General features: G+C 34.1%; 16 protein-coding genes and 1 riboswitch. Of the genes, 10 read left to right on the top strand and 6 right to left on the bottom strand.

What is annotated here, in order from left to right:
* Positions 1-221 precede the first annotated feature (221 nt).
* Positions 222-1,043, top strand: coding sequence for a Cof-type HAD-IIB family hydrolase (locus FD31_RS00615; RefSeq protein WP_057890823.1), 822 nt, complete (start codon positions 222-224; stop codon positions 1,041-1,043).
* A 56-nt stretch (positions 1,044-1,099) separates the two neighbouring features.
* Here the strand turns inward: FD31_RS00615 and FD31_RS00610 are convergent, their stop codons facing one another.
* The 3 genes from FD31_RS00610 to FD31_RS00605 form a co-directional block, all read right to left on the bottom strand.
* Complete coding sequence (locus FD31_RS00610; protein ID WP_057890822.1) at positions 1,100-2,095, bottom strand: aldo/keto reductase; 996 nt, start codon at positions 2,093-2,095, stop codon at positions 1,100-1,102.
* Between the two features lie 421 nt (positions 2,096-2,516).
* Positions 2,517-2,900, bottom strand: a complete 384-nt coding sequence (locus FD31_RS14540) for a GNAT family N-acetyltransferase (RefSeq protein ID WP_420838389.1) — start codon at positions 2,898-2,900, stop codon at positions 2,517-2,519.
* Positions 2,901-2,928: 28 nt separating this feature from the next.
* Complete coding sequence (locus FD31_RS00605; protein ID WP_057890821.1) at positions 2,929-5,007, bottom strand: extracellular solute-binding protein; 2,079 nt, start codon at positions 5,005-5,007, stop codon at positions 2,929-2,931.
* A 171-nt stretch (positions 5,008-5,178) separates the two neighbouring features.
* Here FD31_RS00605 and FD31_RS00600 point away from each other — a divergent pair, with 171 nt between their 5' ends.
* Genes FD31_RS00600 through FD31_RS00585 form a run of 4 tightly spaced genes read left to right on the top strand, consistent with a single transcriptional unit; the run spans position 5,179 to position 9,832 of the window.
* The gene (locus tag FD31_RS00600) at positions 5,179-6,243 is read left to right on the top strand and encodes an extracellular solute-binding protein (protein ID WP_057890820.1); all 1,065 of its coding nucleotides are present in this window, start codon (positions 5,179-5,181) and stop codon (positions 6,241-6,243) included.
* 13 nt (positions 6,244-6,256) lie between these two features.
* Entirely contained in the window at positions 6,257-7,273 is a 1,017-nt protein-coding gene (locus FD31_RS00595) for an ABC transporter ATP-binding protein (RefSeq protein WP_057890819.1), read from the top strand.
* A complete protein-coding gene (locus tag FD31_RS00590; protein WP_057890818.1) occupies positions 7,270-9,006 on the top strand; it encodes an ABC transporter permease in 1,737 nt (578 codons plus the stop codon). Before FD31_RS00595 ends, FD31_RS00590 begins: the two co-directional genes overlap by 4 nt.
* Positions 8,996-9,832 carry a glycerophosphodiester phosphodiesterase family protein gene (locus FD31_RS00585; RefSeq protein ID WP_057890817.1) on the top strand — a complete coding sequence of 279 codons (837 nt, stop codon included), beginning with the start codon at positions 8,996-8,998 and terminating at the stop codon, positions 9,830-9,832. The genes FD31_RS00590 and FD31_RS00585 overlap by 11 nt, the downstream gene beginning before the upstream one ends.
* A 116-nt stretch (positions 9,833-9,948) precedes the next feature.
* On the opposite strand, the gene FD31_RS13840 is transcribed toward FD31_RS00585, so the two are convergent.
* On the bottom strand, positions 9,949-11,775 hold the full coding sequence (locus FD31_RS13840) for an ISL3 family transposase (protein WP_147007271.1): 1,827 nt from the start codon (positions 11,773-11,775) through the stop codon (positions 9,949-9,951).
* A gap of 268 nt (positions 11,776-12,043) precedes the next feature.
* A riboswitch (FMN riboswitch) is annotated at positions 12,044-12,176 on the top strand.
* A 121-nt stretch (positions 12,177-12,297) separates the two neighbouring features.
* Between FD31_RS13840 and ribD the strand changes: the two genes are divergently transcribed.
* Genes ribD through ribH form a run of 4 tightly spaced genes read left to right on the top strand, consistent with a single transcriptional unit; the run spans position 12,298 to position 15,631 of the window.
* Positions 12,298-13,344, top strand: coding sequence for a bifunctional diaminohydroxyphosphoribosylaminopyrimidine deaminase/5-amino-6-(5-phosphoribosylamino)uracil reductase RibD (ribD, locus tag FD31_RS00570; RefSeq protein ID WP_083483537.1), 1,047 nt, complete (start codon positions 12,298-12,300; stop codon positions 13,342-13,344).
* Positions 13,344-13,949 (top strand): riboflavin synthase, encoded by a 606-nt coding sequence (locus tag FD31_RS00565; RefSeq protein ID WP_057890815.1) that lies wholly within the window; start codon positions 13,344-13,346, stop codon positions 13,947-13,949. Before ribD ends, FD31_RS00565 begins: the two co-directional genes overlap by 1 nt.
* The gene (locus tag FD31_RS00560; protein WP_057890814.1) at positions 13,942-15,156 is read left to right on the top strand and encodes a bifunctional 3,4-dihydroxy-2-butanone-4-phosphate synthase/GTP cyclohydrolase II; all 1,215 of its coding nucleotides are present in this window, start codon (positions 13,942-13,944) and stop codon (positions 15,154-15,156) included. Before FD31_RS00565 ends, FD31_RS00560 begins: the two co-directional genes overlap by 8 nt.
* A 1-nt stretch (position 15,157) precedes the next feature.
* Positions 15,158-15,631 (top strand): 6,7-dimethyl-8-ribityllumazine synthase, encoded by a 474-nt coding sequence (gene ribH / locus FD31_RS00555; RefSeq protein ID WP_057890813.1) that lies wholly within the window; start codon positions 15,158-15,160, stop codon positions 15,629-15,631.
* A gap of 106 nt (positions 15,632-15,737) precedes the next feature.
* On the opposite strand, the gene FD31_RS00550 is transcribed toward ribH, so the two are convergent.
* The gene (locus FD31_RS00550; RefSeq protein WP_057890812.1) at positions 15,738-16,124 is read right to left on the bottom strand and encodes a YxeA family protein; all 387 of its coding nucleotides are present in this window, start codon (positions 16,122-16,124) and stop codon (positions 15,738-15,740) included.
* 161 nt (positions 16,125-16,285) lie between these two features.
* On the opposite strand from FD31_RS00550, the gene FD31_RS00545 reads away from it, so the two are divergent.
* Positions 16,286-16,864, top strand: a complete 579-nt coding sequence (locus tag FD31_RS00545) for a hypothetical protein (RefSeq protein ID WP_057890811.1) — start codon at positions 16,286-16,288, stop codon at positions 16,862-16,864.
* 135 nt (positions 16,865-16,999) lie between these two features.
* On the opposite strand, the gene FD31_RS00540 is transcribed toward FD31_RS00545, so the two are convergent.
* A complete protein-coding gene (locus FD31_RS00540) occupies positions 17,000-18,220 on the bottom strand; it encodes an ArgE/DapE family deacylase (protein ID WP_057890810.1) in 1,221 nt (406 codons plus the stop codon).
* Positions 18,221-18,261: the final 41 nt, after the last annotated feature.

The following is an 18,261-nucleotide window of genomic DNA, read 5'->3' as shown; positions in this document are numbered from 1 at the left end:
AGGTGAAAATAGAAAAGAATTATCTTGATTTGATAGTTGGATACATATTTTGATATGTTTATACATGGTTTTATTTTAATTATTGGATTTCACAGTACCAAGGATTAGAGTGTGTTTGAACCTTTCAATTTTTAGTTAATTAATAAAATCACAGTGGTTGCGTTTACATCAATATTTCGCTAAGGTTAATAGGTAATCTTTAAAGGTGAGAGGGTTTTACTATGTATAAAATGATTGTGTGCGATCTTGATGAAACGTTAATGAATGATGATGGAAGTCTTTCTAAGAAAAATGCTGAAGCCATTCAAGCTTCCACAGCTAAAGGGGTTCACTTTGTAGTGAACTCCGGTCGCAGTTATACGTCATTTCAAAATGATTTAGAAACAATGCACTTACGTGACCAACCAAATGAATATTCAATTTCTTACAATGGTGGATTAGTTTTGGAAAATAAGAATAACAAACCATTGATTGTTAATGCGATGCCATTTGAAGTTGCTAAGGCTGTTTTCGAAGTCGGAGCAAGTAATCATGATGCTGCTACACATGTCTATACGCAAGATAAATTATATATTTACAATCCAGTTGCTGATGATTCGTCATACTTGAAGACGCGAGGTGTATCGTTTGAAATTATGGACACACCTGATTTTGATCAATTTAAGAATCAAAATATTATGAAAGTTATCATGGCTTTGCCAACAGTTGATGAACGTAAAGCAATGCGTGATGCGGTTTTAAATAAAGTTGACTCAAGTAAACTAGCGGTTACTTTTTCTTCCGGTCGTTATGTTGAATTTAATCCAGCGGGAATTGATAAAGGCAGTGCCTCAGTCCAATTAGGTAAATTACTCGGTATCAAACCAGATGAAATTATTGCTGCAGGTGATAATAGTAATGATTTGCCAATGTTAAAGGCTGTTGGATTACCTGTTAGTGTTGCTAATGGAATTGATACTGTAAAAGATGTTGCCAAATATGTGACGAAAGCTAATAACAATCAGGATGCTTTAGCTGAAGTTATTAATAAATTTGTTTTGTAAGAAATGAAAAAAATGAACTCTTATGCTGAATTTGCTTCAGTTAAGAGTTCATTTTTTTATTTAATTAAATTGTTTATTTGTTCAACTTCATCAGTCGAAAATTCAAGATTATCAAGTGCTTTGAGATTTTCATCCAAGTGCTCATTGCTAGTAGTACCAATAATAACACTAGCAACAACGGGATCACGAAGTAACCAAGCTAATGACATTTGACTGAGTGTTTGGTCACGGTCTTTAGCAATGTCATTCAATTTATTCAACTTAGCAACTAAGGCCTCTGGTCCATTGTCTAGTAAGCTGGCGTTAGTGTGATGAATACTAAAATCTTTAGAAATTCCGCCAAGATAACGGTCGGATAGAAGACCTTCACAAAGTGGCCCGTAAGCAATTGCACCTGCACCATTATCTCTTAGCACTTGAGCAACGCCACTTGTTTCAACGTGGTCGTTCAAGAGATTCATACTCATTTGATCTAAGACAAATGGTGTGCCAAGTTGCTTAAATAATGCGATAGCTTTCTTCAATTCAGGCACTTCATAGTTCGAAACGCCAACGTACAAAGCTTTACCTGAACGAACGATATCATCTAAGGCACGAACTGTTTCTTCAATCGGAGTCTTATCGTCATATCTGTGTGCATAATAGATATCAACGTAATCCAAGTTTAGTCTAGCTAATGAATCATTGATACCTTGAAGTAGTGACTTACGTGAAGTCCCAATACCATAAGGGCCGTCGTGAATTTCGTAACCAACTTTAGTTGAAATAACTAGTTCATCACGATAAGGTTTCAAATCATCTTTTAAAATTTGTCCGAGTAATTCCTCAGAACTACCGAAGCCAACGTTACCATCACCGTAGTGGTTAGCAACGTCGAAGTGAAAAACACCTTTGTCAAAAGCATGTAAAATCACGTCACGACGATCACTCAATGGATCGGCACTACCAAAGTGGCGCCAAAGTCCAAGTGAGATAGGTGGCAACATTAAGCCAGTTTTACCAGCGTGGCGAACGGTATTATTTTCATAACGATTATTTGCTGCAGTGTACATATATTCTTAACCTCCCAGTATTCTTACCATTTAATAGTATGACAATGCAAACGGTTACTCAAGAATATTGCCGTTTATCTTTATTTGGTCGAGGCAATCAATCGATAATAAATTATGTGTATTGCTGACAATAATAATGTGATTGTAAATGTCCAGCCGAAGATTCCTTGAGGACGATTATAGGCAAATATTGGTGTGACAGCTGATAGACCGTTTTTCTTTGCTACAAGTATGAAGAGAACAATTTGAATAATCCACACGAGTATTAAAATAATTCTTAATGTTTTGCGCATAATTTCTCCAATTCCAAATATTATATTATTTATTATAGCTCCAATTTAGTCACTAGACGTTACCAATCAATTATCAAAATAAAATACCCTTCCAGCAAATTGATTATTACTGGAAGGGTAGGCAGATACTATTTCCACCATTTAATATAATTTGTCTGATCTTTTCGAACTTGATAACCATTTTTCTCATAAAATTTACGAGCAGCTTTTCTTTCAAATCCGGTCACGAGTCGAATGCCATCAGCACCATTTTCTTTGGCCCATTGTTCACCTGCAGCTAACAGTTGTGAGCCTACACCCTGAGCTTGTTTAGAAGAATCAACGGCTAAAGTGACGATATTTTTTAAGCTCTTGTGATAAGTATTTTCATAATCAGATAATTGAATGTATCCGACAACCCCATCATTACTTTCAGCGATAAAAAGGACTGTCGTTGGTAAATTGATGATTTTTTGAATTTGTTCTTTAGTTTCTGCTAAAGGGAATTCATAACCTAAACTGTTGGTATTGATTTTTTGAATGGCTATATAGTCATTTAATTCAGCTTTTCGAATGATGATGATAATTACCTCCCATTAATTTTGAGCGATTTTTAATTAAATCATTATTCAAGTTCAACAAAACCGTAGCTGGATTCAATTTATTTTCAATCCCATTATAAATTTGAGTACCAATGATTTTTTCGAACAAAAGGGTGTTTATAGGTTTATTAGCATCCAACTTAGTCTTTCTTTTACCAGTCGAATAAAGCCTTGTTGAATAAGAAAGGAATGGAAATTGCTCATATATTTCTAATTCAAAGAATAAATCATTTGCCGGAACATCGCCACCCATTAGAGCAATTTCATGTTGAATTTGATATTGATATAGCCATTGAAGAAATAGTGTTGCTGCTTCGGTCTTATGAGAATTCTTACTAATACCGATTACGCCACCACCTAAAGCAGGCGTATTACCTGGTATCGGTGCAATCCCATAATTTGTTTGATTGATATTAGTAAGGTGATTTGTAAAGCCAATAATCAGAGCGGTCTTTTGGTTATTAAAGTCAGTAGTCTCAGAATCCCACCACGAAGTCTTAGTAATTCTACTTTGTTGTCTGACCTTTTTATACAGTTCAAAAGTTTTAATAAACGTTTCAGCATCAAATTCAAAGACATTGTCATCATAGGATATTTGACCACCAAGGGAATAGTAATACGGCAGAAACTCTGAAGCTATCAAAGTACCCGTATTATTGATGAGTGATATTGGCGAAAAATCATTTTTTTCAGGAATATTCAAATTCCCTAAGAACTCTGAAAAGTCAGCTAGTTCAGCGTAATTGGTAGGTGGTTGTAATGAACGATTATACTTTTCAATAAACTGTTTTTGCAATATAGAATTGTCAAAAATATCTTTTTGGTACAACATCATTTGGACACTTGGATCAAGTGGCAGTGCGTATGGAATTTGGTTTAAATTAATATATTTATTCCAATTAGATAATTTTTTAATAATTGTTTCCAAGCTTGGAAATTGCTTCAAGGATTGAAAAATATCTGGTCCATACCAGTTAAAATCACTAATATCGAGTCTAATTAAATCATAATCTTCTAATTTATTGGAGGAGAGAATTGTTCGCATTTCATTAAAGTTTTTAGTATGGATGTTTACTTTAATTTGATATTTGCTATAAAAATCGTCAATTAGTCCGGCTAAAATTTCTGAAAAAGGAGTGTCCAGCATTAAAATATTGATGGAGGAATGGACAGATTCATTAGTAAATAGTTTGTAATTGGTTTGATAAATGTTGATTTCATGCGTTTTATCAGTCGCCATGGAGCTGACAAAATCTAAAGCAGTTTTGTTAGCAGAGTAATGAAAGATATCTTTCTTCGGTGTTGGTTTAAAGGACACAATATTTTTAGAAGTTAATAAAATTATTTTAATTTCTTTATCAGACATATTATTCAAAATATTTTCGATACGGCTTGCTAGCTTGTCATCAAAGAGTATTATCGTGAAATTATTATGATCTTTTAAAAGACGATATATATCACGCATTGAGTTTTCGATAACTGGATGATTTGGAAAATATTTATAAAATCCTAATGACAATTCATCTTTGACAACAAAAATATTTTTGTTGTCTATTTTTTTTGTTATTTTAGTGAGATTAAATTGCAGTGATCCTGATGTAGATAAAATTGTCGGTTGAATAGAATTGTTCAACCATGTCTGCAAAGTTTTTTCACTTGCCAGTGGATTGATTACCAAAACGGCCTGATAATTTTGCTGATTAATTTGTTGGTAACATGCCTGTTCAGTGATTTCATTGGCATTAGTTTCGTATAGTTTCAATGATAAATTACGTCGTTTTAATTCATGATAAATATTTGTATACAGGGGATTTGTCTGATCATTTAGCTTAGGCATAACCAAAGCCACAACGGTTGAATCTTTTTGACGAATTGACAAAGCATCTTCATTTCGAAAGTAGTTCAATGATTTGGCTGCTTCTTCAACTCTGCGAATGGTATCGACCTTGACATTGCCTTTTTTATTTAAAACATTTGAAACTGTTCCGATGCTGACATGGGCTTTTTTGGCAATGTCACTGATAGTTGCGTTACTCATAATGGCCTCCAAAAGGTTAGTATAGTGGGCTTTTTGAAAAATTTACACAATCTTTACATTGATTTTGTTGAAGACTGTCGGAATTTCCATATAATGATTATATCATCTTGAATTAAAACGTTTCAATTTTTAAGATGAAAAATATTGAAACATTATAAGGGAGAACAGATTGTGAAGAACATTTTTAAAATATTCTTTATTTCGGTACTATTTTTAGGCGTTTTAACTGGTTGTGGAGCGAAGAAATCCAGCCAGAGCGCAAGTAAGGATGCAACTAAGAATGAAAAAATTGTTGTGTATTCTAATTCGGTTAGTAATGGCCGTGGCGATTTCTTAAAAGAAGAATCGCACAAGAAAGGCTTTAAGTTGGAAGTTGTTGATTTGGGTGGTAACGATTTATTCAATCGTCTGATAGCTGAAAAAGATGCACCAGTTGCTGATGTTACTTTTGGTATGAATCAGATGATGTTTACAACATTGAAACAAAAAGGGATGCTCTCAACTTATTCACCTAAGTGGCTTAGCAATGTTGATAAGAATTTAATTGATAAAGACAATAAATTTGCACCATTATCAGAACAACGAGTATTCATGATTTATAACTCAGAAAAAATCAAAAAAGATAAAGCAATCAAGTCTTGGAAAAATCTTTATACAACAAGTAATTTGAAACACAAATATATTGTACCAACAAATCTTGGTGGAGCGACCGCAAATGCTGTTGTCTATACACAATTAATGAACCATAAAGATAAGCATGGTAAATTGGGTATTTCTAATAAAGGTTGGAACGAGTTAGATAAATTCTTTAAGAATGGGGCAATTTTATCTGAGGGTCAAACCGAAGTCGCTGCTTTAGCTAACGGAGATGTGGATTATTCATATACTTTCTTGAGTAACATTCCAGTAGTTGAACAAAAGCTTGGCGTGAAGTTGGGCGTTGTAAATCCTCCGTATGGAGTGCCACAAACAGTTGAGCAAGTCGGTATTTTGAAGAAAAAACATGTTAGTGCTAGTGCTAAAAAGTTTGTTGATTGGTTGGGAACAGCTGAATTCCAAGGCAAATGGGCTAAGAAGTTTGGAACTGCTCCAGTAAATAAGGATGCACAATCATCAATGAATGAACGAGTTAGAGAAGTAATGAAGGAAACTACACCACAAAAGCTTGATTATGAATTCGTAAATGATCATACAGCTAAGTGGGCTGAAAACATTGAATTGAATATTTTGAAGTAGAGGAAAGAATGTCATGATTACGTTTAAGAATATTCAAATTAAGTATGACGATTTTGTAGCGATTCCTGATTTAACTTTTGACGTTAAGGAAGGTGAATTTTTTACCTTGTTGGGTCCCTCTGGTTGCGGAAAAACTACGACCTTACGAGCTTTAGCTGGTTTTTTAAAGACTAGTCATGGTGTAATCACGATTGATGATAAAGATATAACTGATGTTCCAGTTCATGAACGACAAGTTGGAATGGTTTTTCAAAGTTATGCCTTATTTCCAAGCATGTCGGCATATGAAAACATTGCTTTTGGATTAAAAGTCGAAAAACAATCGAAAGATTATATTAAAAAACGAGTTGCTGAATTGGCAGAAATGGTTGATTTGACTAAAGAACAATTAGCAAAAAATGTTTCAAATATGTCAGGTGGTCAACAACAACGTGTAGCAATTGCTCGTGCGCTAGCTAGGAAACCGAAAATCTTAGTTATGGATGAACCGTTGTCGAATTTGGATGCTAAATTGAGAAAGTCTTTACGGAAAGATATTCGTGACTTTCAAAAGAAGTATGGTATCACGATGGTTTACGTAACTCATGATCAAGAAGAAGCACTGATGTTATCTGATCGAATTGCCGTTTTTAGTAAAGGACAAATTGATCAAATTGGAACGCCAAACGAGATTTATAATCATTCGGCAACTGAATTCGTTTGTAAATTTATTGGGGATGCTAATTATTTCTCAAAAACTGATTTAGAAAAAATTGGTCTTAATCCGTCACACTTTGGACATGTCAATAAATTTTATATTCGTCCAGAAAAAGTATATTTATCAAAGGAAAAGCAAAGCTTGATTACTGGACGGATAATTTCCAAAGAATTTTATGGGATGTACGCTTATTACAAGATTGAAGTTAATGGTGTAAGTTTCTTGTCTTTCCAAAGTGAAAGTACTGCCGGTAAATTTGAAGTTGGTGATGAGGTATCAGTTTTCATTAATTTGGAGAACATTCTAAATTACGCTGATGAGGTTCAACTATGATGGCAAAATTAAAAAAAGTTAATTTTGGGATTGTGCTTTTTCTGGGAATATTCTTATGGTTTATTCTTGCTTTTGTCATTATTCCCAATTTCTCGATTATTAAATCAGTTTTCTTTACGGCTGATGGAGTTTCCACTGAAAGATTAAAAGCTATTGTTAGTTCGCAAAGAGCTGTCAGAGGAATTAAAAATTCGTTTCTCTTAGCAGTGACATTGCCGATAACGACGACTGTCATTGGTATCTTGGAAGTTTTATTTTTAGAATACTTTGAGATTAAAGGTCGTAAATTGATCAAAGTAGCTTATATGATTCCTTTGGTATTTGGGGGCGTGATGTTAGCCAATGGTTATATGTTTACGTATGGCTCCAGAGGTTTTATCACAACACTTTTATTGAATGTCTTTCCCCATATGAATCCAGCTTGGTTTCGTGGTTACGGTGCAGTTTTATTTTTGATGTCATTCGCTTGTACATCGACATATATGATTTTTTTTCGAAACGCTTTTACCAATATCGATTATCAAACAATAGAAGCTGCTAGAGGTCTGGGGGAGACGGATTTAAAAATCCTTTTAAAAGTTGTCTTTCCAACTTTAAAGCCAATTTTGTTAACGTGTACGATTTTGTTATTCCAAACGGGATTGATGGCTATGGCGGCACCTTTAATGATTGGGGGTCGCGAATTTGAAACGATTAGTCCGTTGATTTTGACATTCACACAACGACCATCTTCTCGAACTTTAGCAGCCGTTTTGTCATTCTTTTTAGGATTGATGCAATTAGTGTTGTTATATATAATTCAAAGAAATGAACGGAAAGGAAACTTTTTATCCATTTCTAAAGTCAAGACAACAATCAAGCGGGTAAAAATTCATAATAAATTATTGAATGCTTTGACACATGTCACAGCATACGTATTTGCTTTGATTAATACAATGCCGTTGTTGATTGTTTTATTATTTTCATTTACTGACTACCAAACAATCTCATCACGACATTTAACTTTTAAAAGTTTTAGTTTGGACAATTATCGGTTGATTTTGACTAGCGATACAGCTTATCGTCCGTTTGTAACTAGTGTGTTTTATGCAACTGCAGCTTCAATTATTGTTGTGTTGATGATGCTGGTGGTTACTAGATTTATTTTTAAAAATAGAACTAAATTTTCAACGATGCTGGAAATGTTAATCCATATACCGTGGGTCTTTCCAGGTTTAATGTTTGCCTTGGGATTGGTTATGACATACTCTCATCCACATGGTATTGTTTTCAATAACGTTTTGACTGGGTCCTTAGTAATTATGTTAATTGCTTACGTGGTTGTGTTAATGCCGAATACATTTAGATTTTTGAAAGCATCTTATTATGGAGTGGATCAATCCTTGGAAGATGCGGCTAAAATTTTGGGCGCTAAGCCATTGTATTCGTACATTAAAGTCGTGCTACCAATTATTTTGCCAACTGTTTTGGCTATGTTAGCAATTAATTTTAATGGAAAACTGAGTGATTATGATTTATCCGTCTTTTTGTATAACCCGATTGCTAAACCAGTTGGGGTAGTCATCAGAAGTAATTCCAGTTCAGAAGCGGGGATTGAAGGTATTGCGTTGAATTTTGTTTACTCGGTATTACTGATGGCAATTAATACATTAGTTTTCTTCTTCGTGTATGCTGACGGGAAAAATGTTCTAAGAAATCTATTTAAAAGTAGAAAGATGAAACATGAAAGTTAACAAAAATAAATTTTTAGAAAAATTACATCAAAATAAATTTTTAATTGTCGTTCATCGTGGTTCGCATGGTGGGAATGTTATTGAGAATACGAGTGATGCTGTTAAAGTATCCCAGTTGCAACATGCTGATATGATTGAGATTGATATTTCAATGTCGACTGATAATGACTTCTTTATTTTTCATGATGGCGGAGAAGAACGACTTTTGAACGAAACTCGTAATATTCAAGAACTTTCGACTGCTGAGATTAACTCTAAACATTTTAGAAATGCTTTAGGTGAAACCATCACTAAGTCTGTGGAGACATTTGATTATTTTTATGATCATATAAATCATGATGTGCTCTTAAATATTGACCGATCTTGGGATTATTGGGATACGTTTTTGCCAGAATTAGATAGATATGAAGCAATGCGAGAATATTTTATTTTGAAATCTCCAGTTAAACGTGAATATTTGGAAAAATTGAATAATCATTCAGTTCAATACTTGTATTTTCCGATTGTCACTAGTGTAGAGGATTTGGAAATTTTGGCTGATTATCCTAATTTGAATATTATTGGATTTGAAATTATTGAAAATAAGCCACAGTTTACGCTTATCAATGCACCAGAATTGGATAAATATCGAAACGGTGATTATATGTTCCTTGGGAACAGTATTAAATTGAATGATAAGACTGATTTGTTTGGTAAATTGGACGATAATTTAGCTTTACTGTCGGGAGTTGATTGGAGTTGGTCAAGAATCTTAAATTTTGGAATTAATACCATTCAAACTGATTGGCCAGATATTTTGAATGATTATCGAAATCGCTTGAATTAAAAAATGACTACCTACGTATTACTAAGATTCTTTCTCAACTTTGGTTATAGAACTGAATATAAAAATGGAGTGGATAAATTCAGATGGGTTCTTTCTCAAGTTTGGTTATAAGAAATTTAGACTGGATTAGTGATCCAGTTCGGATTAAATTTTTGAAGATTAAAATCATCTTGGCTAGCTGCAAATGCCAATAAACATTTTTCACGGAAGTTGACTATTCCACTTCTACCATATACAATTCTTTTGATTAGTTTGAGCTTATTGTTGTTGCCTTCAACAAAGCCAGAACTGATACTTAGAGATATCGCGCTTTTGACTGGGGCGATATCTTTTTTTATACGCTCACAAAAATTAGATATTATGAAATCATTATATTTTTCTAAAAAGTCGTCTAATTTATAAGGATTTTGTCCCATCAGGATTTTATGGAACTCTGAGAATATATGGGAAGCAACTTTAATTATTGGATAGGCATGTTCCATAACCGATAAGTTTAGAATCAAATCTTTATTTACATTGGCACTTTTATTTACAGACAACAGATATTTTATTAACCTATGTCTTTTGATGAGTATTATTGAAGTCTTCTTTGGAGAAGGTTCTACTCTACTCGATGGACGATTCGGAAAGTTATTTTCACTTATATATCTGATATATTCGTGCAGTTGTTTCTTGTTACCTATATATCCATGCGTAATGATGTAGGAGTAAATTACCGAATCAGTTAGTCCATCACACATCATTTTAAAAATAATATTCAAATAGTCATTCATAATAGATCTACGTTTTTTATAATTTTGTGGAGCGTTCAACTTTTGAATTTCTAAAGCAGACATTTTCATATACTTTTTAACAGTAATTTTACTTAGATCAAAATCCTCAGCTGCTTTTGCGATGGACTTTGATGTCAGTTTATAATTCAACTGGATGTATTTAATATTTTTTTGTTTTTTATGTCTCCTAGATGCTTGAGCCTTATATTGTTTTGAATTAAAATTATGTTTTTTATTATCAAATAATATCTTATTTTCTTTATTATCTGTTGGAGGAGTATTGTCATAATATAAATGGTCCAATAATTCTGGTGGACATAATCCTTGGCTATTTTTTCTCTGCAGTGGTTTCTCTATAACTTTTCCGTGCTGAATAAAAATGGTGGAAGGTAACTTCAATTTAAGAATGTCATTCAAACGACTTATTAAGTTCTGTAGGAGATGAAATCTGTCCGCCACTTGTACAGATTGAGGTAATTCTTGATTGATAGCAGTTGCATAGGCACTTTCACGATCTCTAGCTACAAGTCTTATTTTCTTATGACAGTTCAGCCAGTCCTTGACGGACTGAACTTCACGTCCTTTTAATAAAGTTATCATTTGATGATTATCTACTCTGTATATTGCCGTTGCATAATTATTTCCTTTTTTAATAGCAATGTCGTCAATCCCAATTGCCTTGATATTAGGATCATCATTAAATTTTAATTGATCATATAGCCTTTGAATTGAGTCATTGCTTACACTTACGCCAAGCATTTTAAGTATATGACTGGCACTCTCATTGCTTAATAGAATGGAACAACCGACTATAAATGTATTTAAGGCATGTGTTCTGACTTGATAAGAACCAGCAAATGGTAGTCTTTCTACAAAGACATTTTGAGAACAACTAGAGTTTAAACATCTGTACTTATAACAATCAATATCTAAGTAAGCTTGTTTATTATGGATGGGGGTATCTTGTAAAATACGATGATATGTGGCAGAAAATGTATGTGAGATAGTACCACACTTAGGACATGCACAACCATGTGGACGTGACTTTATATAAAAGTAAAGTTTTCTATTCAATTCTCTAAAATTGTAAAGAATATAATTTTTACCAAGTAAGAAATCACTAATATTCAAAGAAAGATATTTGCCCATAACAAAGCCACCTTTCATCATAAGCGTATACTCAAATATTAAAAATGTAAGAGAAAAGAAATAGAGTCATCATCAACTTGAATAATCAAATTGATGATGACTCTATTTCTTTATAACCAAACTTGAGAAAGAACCTCAGATGAGATTTATCTACTCTTTTTAATTTTATTCTAAGCTTACAATGACTTAGATTTCAGTTATGTCTAACCAAATTTAAGAAAGAAACATTATTGAATATAATTGCAATTATATTTTTGCAGTGATATTATTTTTTTTGAAAACTAAATAATGATTTCTTCGGGGCAGGGTGTAATTCCCGACCGACGGTAACAACTAAAAGTTGAAGTCCGTGACCCGCGTTTTGCGGTGGATCCAGTGTGAGTCTGGAACCGACAGTATAGTCTGGATGGGAGAAGAAAAATAAGATTTTTTCGTACTCAGTACGTTTATTTGAAATTGTCTTCGAAAGAAGTCTTATTTGGCTTATTAAAATAATGGGGCCCCGCATTTTTTGCGGGGCCTTTTTTTGTGGGGTGAATAAGATTGACAGATCAGCAGTATTTAGAAATAGCAATGGATCAGGCCCAAAATGGATTAGGTCAGACTTGGCAAAATCCTTTGGTGGGTGCGGTCATTGTTAAAAATGGTCAAATTTTAGCAAAAGGTTATCATCATCGTTTTGGGGATAAACACGCTGAAATTGATGCAATTAGTCATTTAAAAAATGAGAAAGCTGCAATTGGAGCAACACTTTATGTGACTCTAGAGCCTTGTAGGCATCAAGGAAAAACGCCGCCATGCGTAGACAAAATAATCGAACTTGGATTTAAGAGAGTGGTTGTTGGTCAAATTGATCCTAATCCATTAGTTGCTGGCAAAAGTGTTGAGCGCATGAAACAATGTGATATTCAAGTAACTAATTTGGATAATAGTAAATCAATGAATTTAGCATATAATTTTTATTACCAAAATAGCAGACCACTCATTACTTTGAAGTATGCCATGTCTTTAGATGGGAAAATTAATCAAAGAAATGGTGAACGAACTAGATTAACGGGAAATGATACTTTTCAAGATACTCAAAAATTGCGATTAATGAACCAAGCAATTTTAATCGGAGAGAATACCTTGAAAGTTGATAATCCGCAATTAACGGTGCGGTGTAACCCTACATTTCCACCTCTTAGAATTGTACTGATTCGTAATGCCCAAAAACTGGATTTACAACAGGCAATTTTTCAGTCAAAAGGTCCTATTTATATTTTGACTAGTTATGAGAATACCCAAGTTTTACCGGAAAATGTCCATGTCCTAGTTGATGAAGCTTGGACTCCAAAGAAAATTATCCATTTTTTAGCGCAACAAGGAATTCAATCTTTGTTGATTGAAGGTGGAAGTCATATCCACGCGAATTTTATTAAAAGTGGGTTAGTAGATAATTTGGTTGTCTATATTGCCCCAAAGTTGATTGGGGGAACCGGATTACCAAGTGTTTGGGGACAAGAAATTTTTGAGATGATGAACTTCAAAATTAAACAAATTGTTCAATTAGGAGCAGATGTAAAAATTTCAGCAAGGAGGGTATATTGATGTTTACAGGAATCGTCAAAGGACAAGGAAAGATTGTTCAACTACAAAAAAATCAGGGGACTAAGCAAATTAGGATTGCGTCACAATTAATTAATCCTGAAAGTTTTGCAGTTGGTGAAAGTATTGCCATTAATGGTGTATGTTTAACAATCACTAGATTTCAAAACAATGATTTTTGGGTTGACGCAATACCAGAGACATTAAATAGAACTACTTTCGATGAACTGCAATTAAATAGTTTAGTTAATTTGGAACCAGCCTTACAAGTAACTGAACGTTTGAATGGTCATTTTCTTTTGGGACACATTGATACGACGGCTATTGTGACCAATATTGAAGAATTATCTACTTCTAAGGTATTTACTTTTAAAATAATCTCCAGTCAAATGCCGTTTATTGTAGAAAAAGGATCAATTGGCATAGATGGCGTTAGTTTAACAGTGGTGGCTGTTGGACTTGACTGGTTCAAAGTAGCATTGATTCCTTATACATTGAAAGAAACAATATTAGGACAACTGAAAGTTGCAGAAAAAGTAAACATTGAGACGGATATTTTAGGTAAATATGTTGTGAAAATGAATGATGGAGTGATTGATCATGGGTAAAGATGGATATATCGAAAGGGTCGAATCAGCAATCAAATCTTTAAAACAAGGCAAGTTAGTTATCGTCGCTGATGCTGTTGATCGAGAAGGTGAAGGAGATATGGTCGGTTTAGCTGAATTTGCGACACCTTACACTGTTAATCAAATGATCACTCAGGCGAAGGGATTGCTGTGTGTACCTATGAGTCAGCAGGTTGCACAGAGATTATCTCTAGAACCAATGATCTCCCATGGAACAGATGCCTACGGAACTGCGTTTACAGTTAGCCTAGATGCTAAAACAACTACGACTGGAATATCGGCTTATGACCGTGCGGAGACAATTAAGACGTTAGCAAATCCGACGAGCAATTGGGATAAATTCTATCACCCAGGCCATATTTTTCCACTCATTGCTAAAGATGATGGAGTCAAAATTCGTGGTGGTCACACCGAAGCAGCAGTGGATTTGGCAAAACTCGCGGGAGCAACATCGGTGGCATATATTTGCGAGATAATTAAAAAAGATGGTCACATGGCTAGAACAAAAGATTTACAATTATTTGCCAAACAGAACAAAATGAATTTTTTGACAATTAACGATATTTTGAAATATCGGGAACATCAGGAAAATTCGCAGATTAGCCCGTATGCGGTTGTTGACTTGCCAACTATGTTTGGACATTTTCAATTACAGGCATTTGGTGATGGAAAAAAAGAGCCAAATCTACTAATATCTAAAGGTGATTTTAATAACAAGGAACCTTTATTGGTCCGTGTTCACAGTGAATGTCTAACTGGAGATGTTCTTGGTTCTCTTCGTTGTGATTGTGGCCCACAATTGCAGGAATCATTGCGTAAGATTGAACAAGCTGGCCGCGGTGCGGTGATTTATTTGCGACAAGAGGGTCGTGGGATTGGTTTAACTAACAAATTACGAGCATATCATTTACAGGATCAAGGTATGGACACAGTTGAAGCCAATCAAGCACTAGGATTTCCAGCTGATGCGCGTCACTATGGAATAGCTGCTGAAATACTTAAATCCAAAGGTGTTAAGCAGATAAAGTTAATGACCAATAATCCTGATAAGGTTAAGCAACTGCAAGAATCAGGAATTAAAGTCGTTCAAAGAATTCCCTTAGAAGTTGGCTTAACGAAAGAAAATCAAACTTATTTGAAAACGAAAAAGAAAAAATTCCATCATCTATTGAATGAGGTAAATTAAAATGAAGGAAATTACAACTAAACAAATTAATAGTTCTAAGAAAATTGGTATTGTGGTAGCGGATTTCAACAGTGTCGTTACTAATATGTTATTGCAGGGAGCGGTTCAAAAGCTCCAAGAAAGCTCTGTAACTTCCGAGCAAATTATGATTGTACATGTGCCTGGTGCATTAGAATTAGCTCGTGTTGTCAATAAATTATCAAAGAGTGGGTTGGTTGATGGAATCATCGCATTAGGGGCTGTTATTAAGGGCGAAACAAATCATTACGATTATGTCTGTAAAGAAACTGCAGCAGGGTTGAGTCAGGTATCTTTAAAGGGTGCAGTTCCCGTTATGTTTGGTGTTTTGACGACCGAATCTTTAGCTCAAGCGATTGATCGTGCTGGAGGTAAATCAGGCAATAAAGGTACCGAATGTGCTATGGGAATTGTACAGATGCTTAGTGTTGAAGATCAAATTGATAAGTTGGCGTGAGTAAACTACTCGATAGAACCATATTAATGACATAGCAAAAAGCACTTTTGAGGCAATTTCTCAAAAGTGCTTTTTATATAATTTGATCATTAGCGTGATTCAGTGTTTATTCAGTTAAAAGTTTGTTATAAACATTATTTGGCATGTCGTTTTTGAATACCTCTCGATAAGTAATAACATAGCCCCCTTTTGCTGTAACTTCTAAAAAGTGACCTTGTTTCAATTTGCCCATACCAGTGAATTTAATGGGATGTTTATTGCTATCCTTATCATAGCTGGTTAAAGTGTACTCATAATTGCCATAGCCGTCTTCATCTTTACTTTTAGAATTGTCAATTTTGACAAAGCGTGGTTCTTCTTTGACCAGAAAGTTGAATTGACCCATTGCCTGAGAAAATTCATCTGTCCGATCCTTTGTATAGGCGCAGGCACCGATGTAAACTATGCCGATAATTGTCATAGGTAGTATCAAAAACTTTAATAGTTGCTTCATTTGTCTGTACCTCCTGACAACTATATTAAAGAATAGGCTGATTTTTCTACATTTGATTTACTTACATCTTACTTACAGATATGTAAGTTTGGCAAAGAGTATCCTTAAGAGTTTGAAAAAATAAATTGTGCGATTTTACTATAATTTGGAGGAAATTTATTTTGAATGAATTGCGATTTGTAAGAGAACGTCAAAATGTGATTCTGGGAAGATATAATACCCATGGGAAAACTTATTCCTGGTATTTACCCTATGAGTTACAAAAAGTAATTCACGTTGGAGATATTGAAATAATCAATAGTGATGGAAACAAAGATAAGATCATCGTCGTTTCGTTTAAATATGAAAAAAACGCTAAATTGAAATATAAAAATTTTCCATACCGGAGGGGAATTGCTAGTTGGCAAGTTCAACATATTTGTAGATACTTAAAATCTTTGGGATATGATTATTCGCGTGAAAGACATTTCAAGGGATTGATGAACGAGAGGGGCCTACATCTTGGAATGGATATTGTTTTTTGTATAAATAAACGTATGTGTGTTATTGAGTATAATGGGGTGCATCATTATAATAATCAGGGCCCTAGATATAAGAACTTTAAAAAGAATATGGACATAAAAAGAAATTGGTGTCGTCAAAATGATATGCCTCTTTTAGAAATACCTTTTTGGTGGCAAAATGATTTGGATTCCATTCTTAATTTATTTATAACCAGTGTTCTGAGTGACAAGGGTTAAAACTCTATTAATAAGCGCTTTCAGTGTATTGAAAGGGTACTGAATTCAAAAAAATCTCACTAACTTAAATAGGTTAGCGAGATTTTTGAATTATTTTTTTACTTGTTTATTTTTTCATTTCTTAATTAATTGAGATTATCCAAAGTACTTAGTAGCAATAGTTTTATAAATATCAATATACTTCAAGTAATCATCTTCAAAAACAAACTCATTAATTTGGTGAGCTGATTCATTACCAGGTCCAGCAACGACAACATCTAAGTTTTGATTGGCTTGGATAAATTGAGAAGCGTCTGTACCACCGGGAGCACCGACTGTTAAAATGTTGACGCCTAAGACATCTTTATAACTTGCACGAACAAGCTTCATGAAGTCAGAGTCAATGTCAGTCTTAACTGGCCAGTTACTGCTTGATAGTTGGAATTCCAGATTCATTCTTGGGTCAGCTTGGTTCATCTTGTCGATAATATCTTTTAATTCAGCAATGATTTTATCGTTGTTATATTCCGGAATAGTTCTGATTTTAACCGTCATTTCAGCATAATCAGGGATAGTGTTTTCTTGTTTACCACCGTTCATAATTGTTACCGATGGTTTAGTTGTGCCAAGTACATCATCTTCAGCTTTAACTAGTTCTTGGAAATAAGTAGCTTGTTTGTTGTAATAAGCAACTAAATTGTCCAAAGCGTTGATACCGACTTCTGGCATTGAACTGTGAGCAGCACGCCCATGAGAAATAACTTTGTAAGTTACTGAACCCTTATGAGCACAAAAGGCAGCGATTCTTGATTCTGGCTTTTGACCATTAGTTTCAATCAAACCAGATCCAATTAGTTTTTCCATAACTAAGCGTGATGAAGAGTTACTTGGTTCACCAACAACTAAAGCGTCAACGTCATCGACATAGCCTTCTTTAGCTAATTTAGCAGAACCGATTTCACCGATTTCTTCACCAACGGTAGCGATGAATTTGATATTACCTTTGAAGTTTGCGTCTTCATTCAATTCAATTAAAGCAATAGCAAGTCCAGCTAAACCGCCCTTCATATCAGATGAACCACGACCGAAAATCTTGCCATCAATATGCTTAGGGTTGAAAGAACCATAATTCCATTTACTGTCATCAACAGTAGGGACGACATCTTCATGTCCAGTGAATCCTAAAAAGTTACCGTCACCCTTTTTGATAGTAGCAATTAGGTTGTAACGGTTATCATCGTATTTATTGAGTTCTGTTTTGATACCGTTTTGTTCAAATAAATCCCTTAGGTAATTAGCAACAATTTCCTCGTTACCATTGACTGTTTCCAACTTGATTAAATCATCTAAAACACTGAGTCTTTGTGCTTTATCCATTTTTAGCCCTCCAAGATAATGTATAATGTTAGTAATAAACT

The sequence above is a fragment of the Companilactobacillus nantensis DSM 16982 genome (genome assembly GCF_001435815.1).
In the GTDB taxonomy this organism is placed as follows: domain Bacteria; phylum Bacillota; class Bacilli; order Lactobacillales; family Lactobacillaceae; genus Companilactobacillus; species Companilactobacillus nantensis.
The sequence above is the reverse complement of the archived record's forward strand: the minus strand, read 5'-3'. Positions and strand labels throughout refer to the sequence as shown.

Coding starts and splice junctions, on each gene's coding strand:
- FD31_RS00615 (WP_057890823.1), top strand. CDS start 222: ATGTATAAAATGATTGTGTGCGATCTTGATGAAACGTTAATGAATGAT.
- FD31_RS00590 (WP_057890818.1), top strand. CDS start 7,270: ATGATGGCAAAATTAAAAAAAGTTAATTTTGGGATTGTGCTTTTTCTG.
- FD31_RS00560 (WP_057890814.1), top strand. CDS start 13,942: ATGGGTAAAGATGGATATATCGAAAGGGTCGAATCAGCAATCAAATCT.
- FD31_RS00550 (WP_057890812.1), bottom strand. CDS start 16,124: ATGAAGCAACTATTAAAGTTTTTGATACTACCTATGACAATTATCGGC.
- FD31_RS00585 (WP_057890817.1), top strand. CDS start 8,996: ATGAAAGTTAACAAAAATAAATTTTTAGAAAAATTACATCAAAATAAA.
- FD31_RS00605 (WP_057890821.1), bottom strand. CDS start 5,007: ATGAGTAACGCAACTATCAGTGACATTGCCAAAAAAGCCCATGTCAGC.
- FD31_RS00540 (WP_057890810.1), bottom strand. CDS start 18,220: ATGGATAAAGCACAAAGACTCAGTGTTTTAGATGATTTAATCAAGTTG.
- FD31_RS00565 (WP_057890815.1), top strand. CDS start 13,344: ATGTTTACAGGAATCGTCAAAGGACAAGGAAAGATTGTTCAACTACAA.
- FD31_RS00595 (WP_057890819.1), top strand. CDS start 6,257: ATGATTACGTTTAAGAATATTCAAATTAAGTATGACGATTTTGTAGCG.
- ribH (WP_057890813.1), top strand. CDS start 15,158: ATGAAGGAAATTACAACTAAACAAATTAATAGTTCTAAGAAAATTGGT.
- FD31_RS13840 (WP_147007271.1), bottom strand. CDS start 11,775: ATGATGAAAGGTGGCTTTGTTATGGGCAAATATCTTTCTTTGAATATT.
- FD31_RS00610 (WP_057890822.1), bottom strand. CDS start 2,095: ATGTACACTGCAGCAAATAATCGTTATGAAAATAATACCGTTCGCCAC.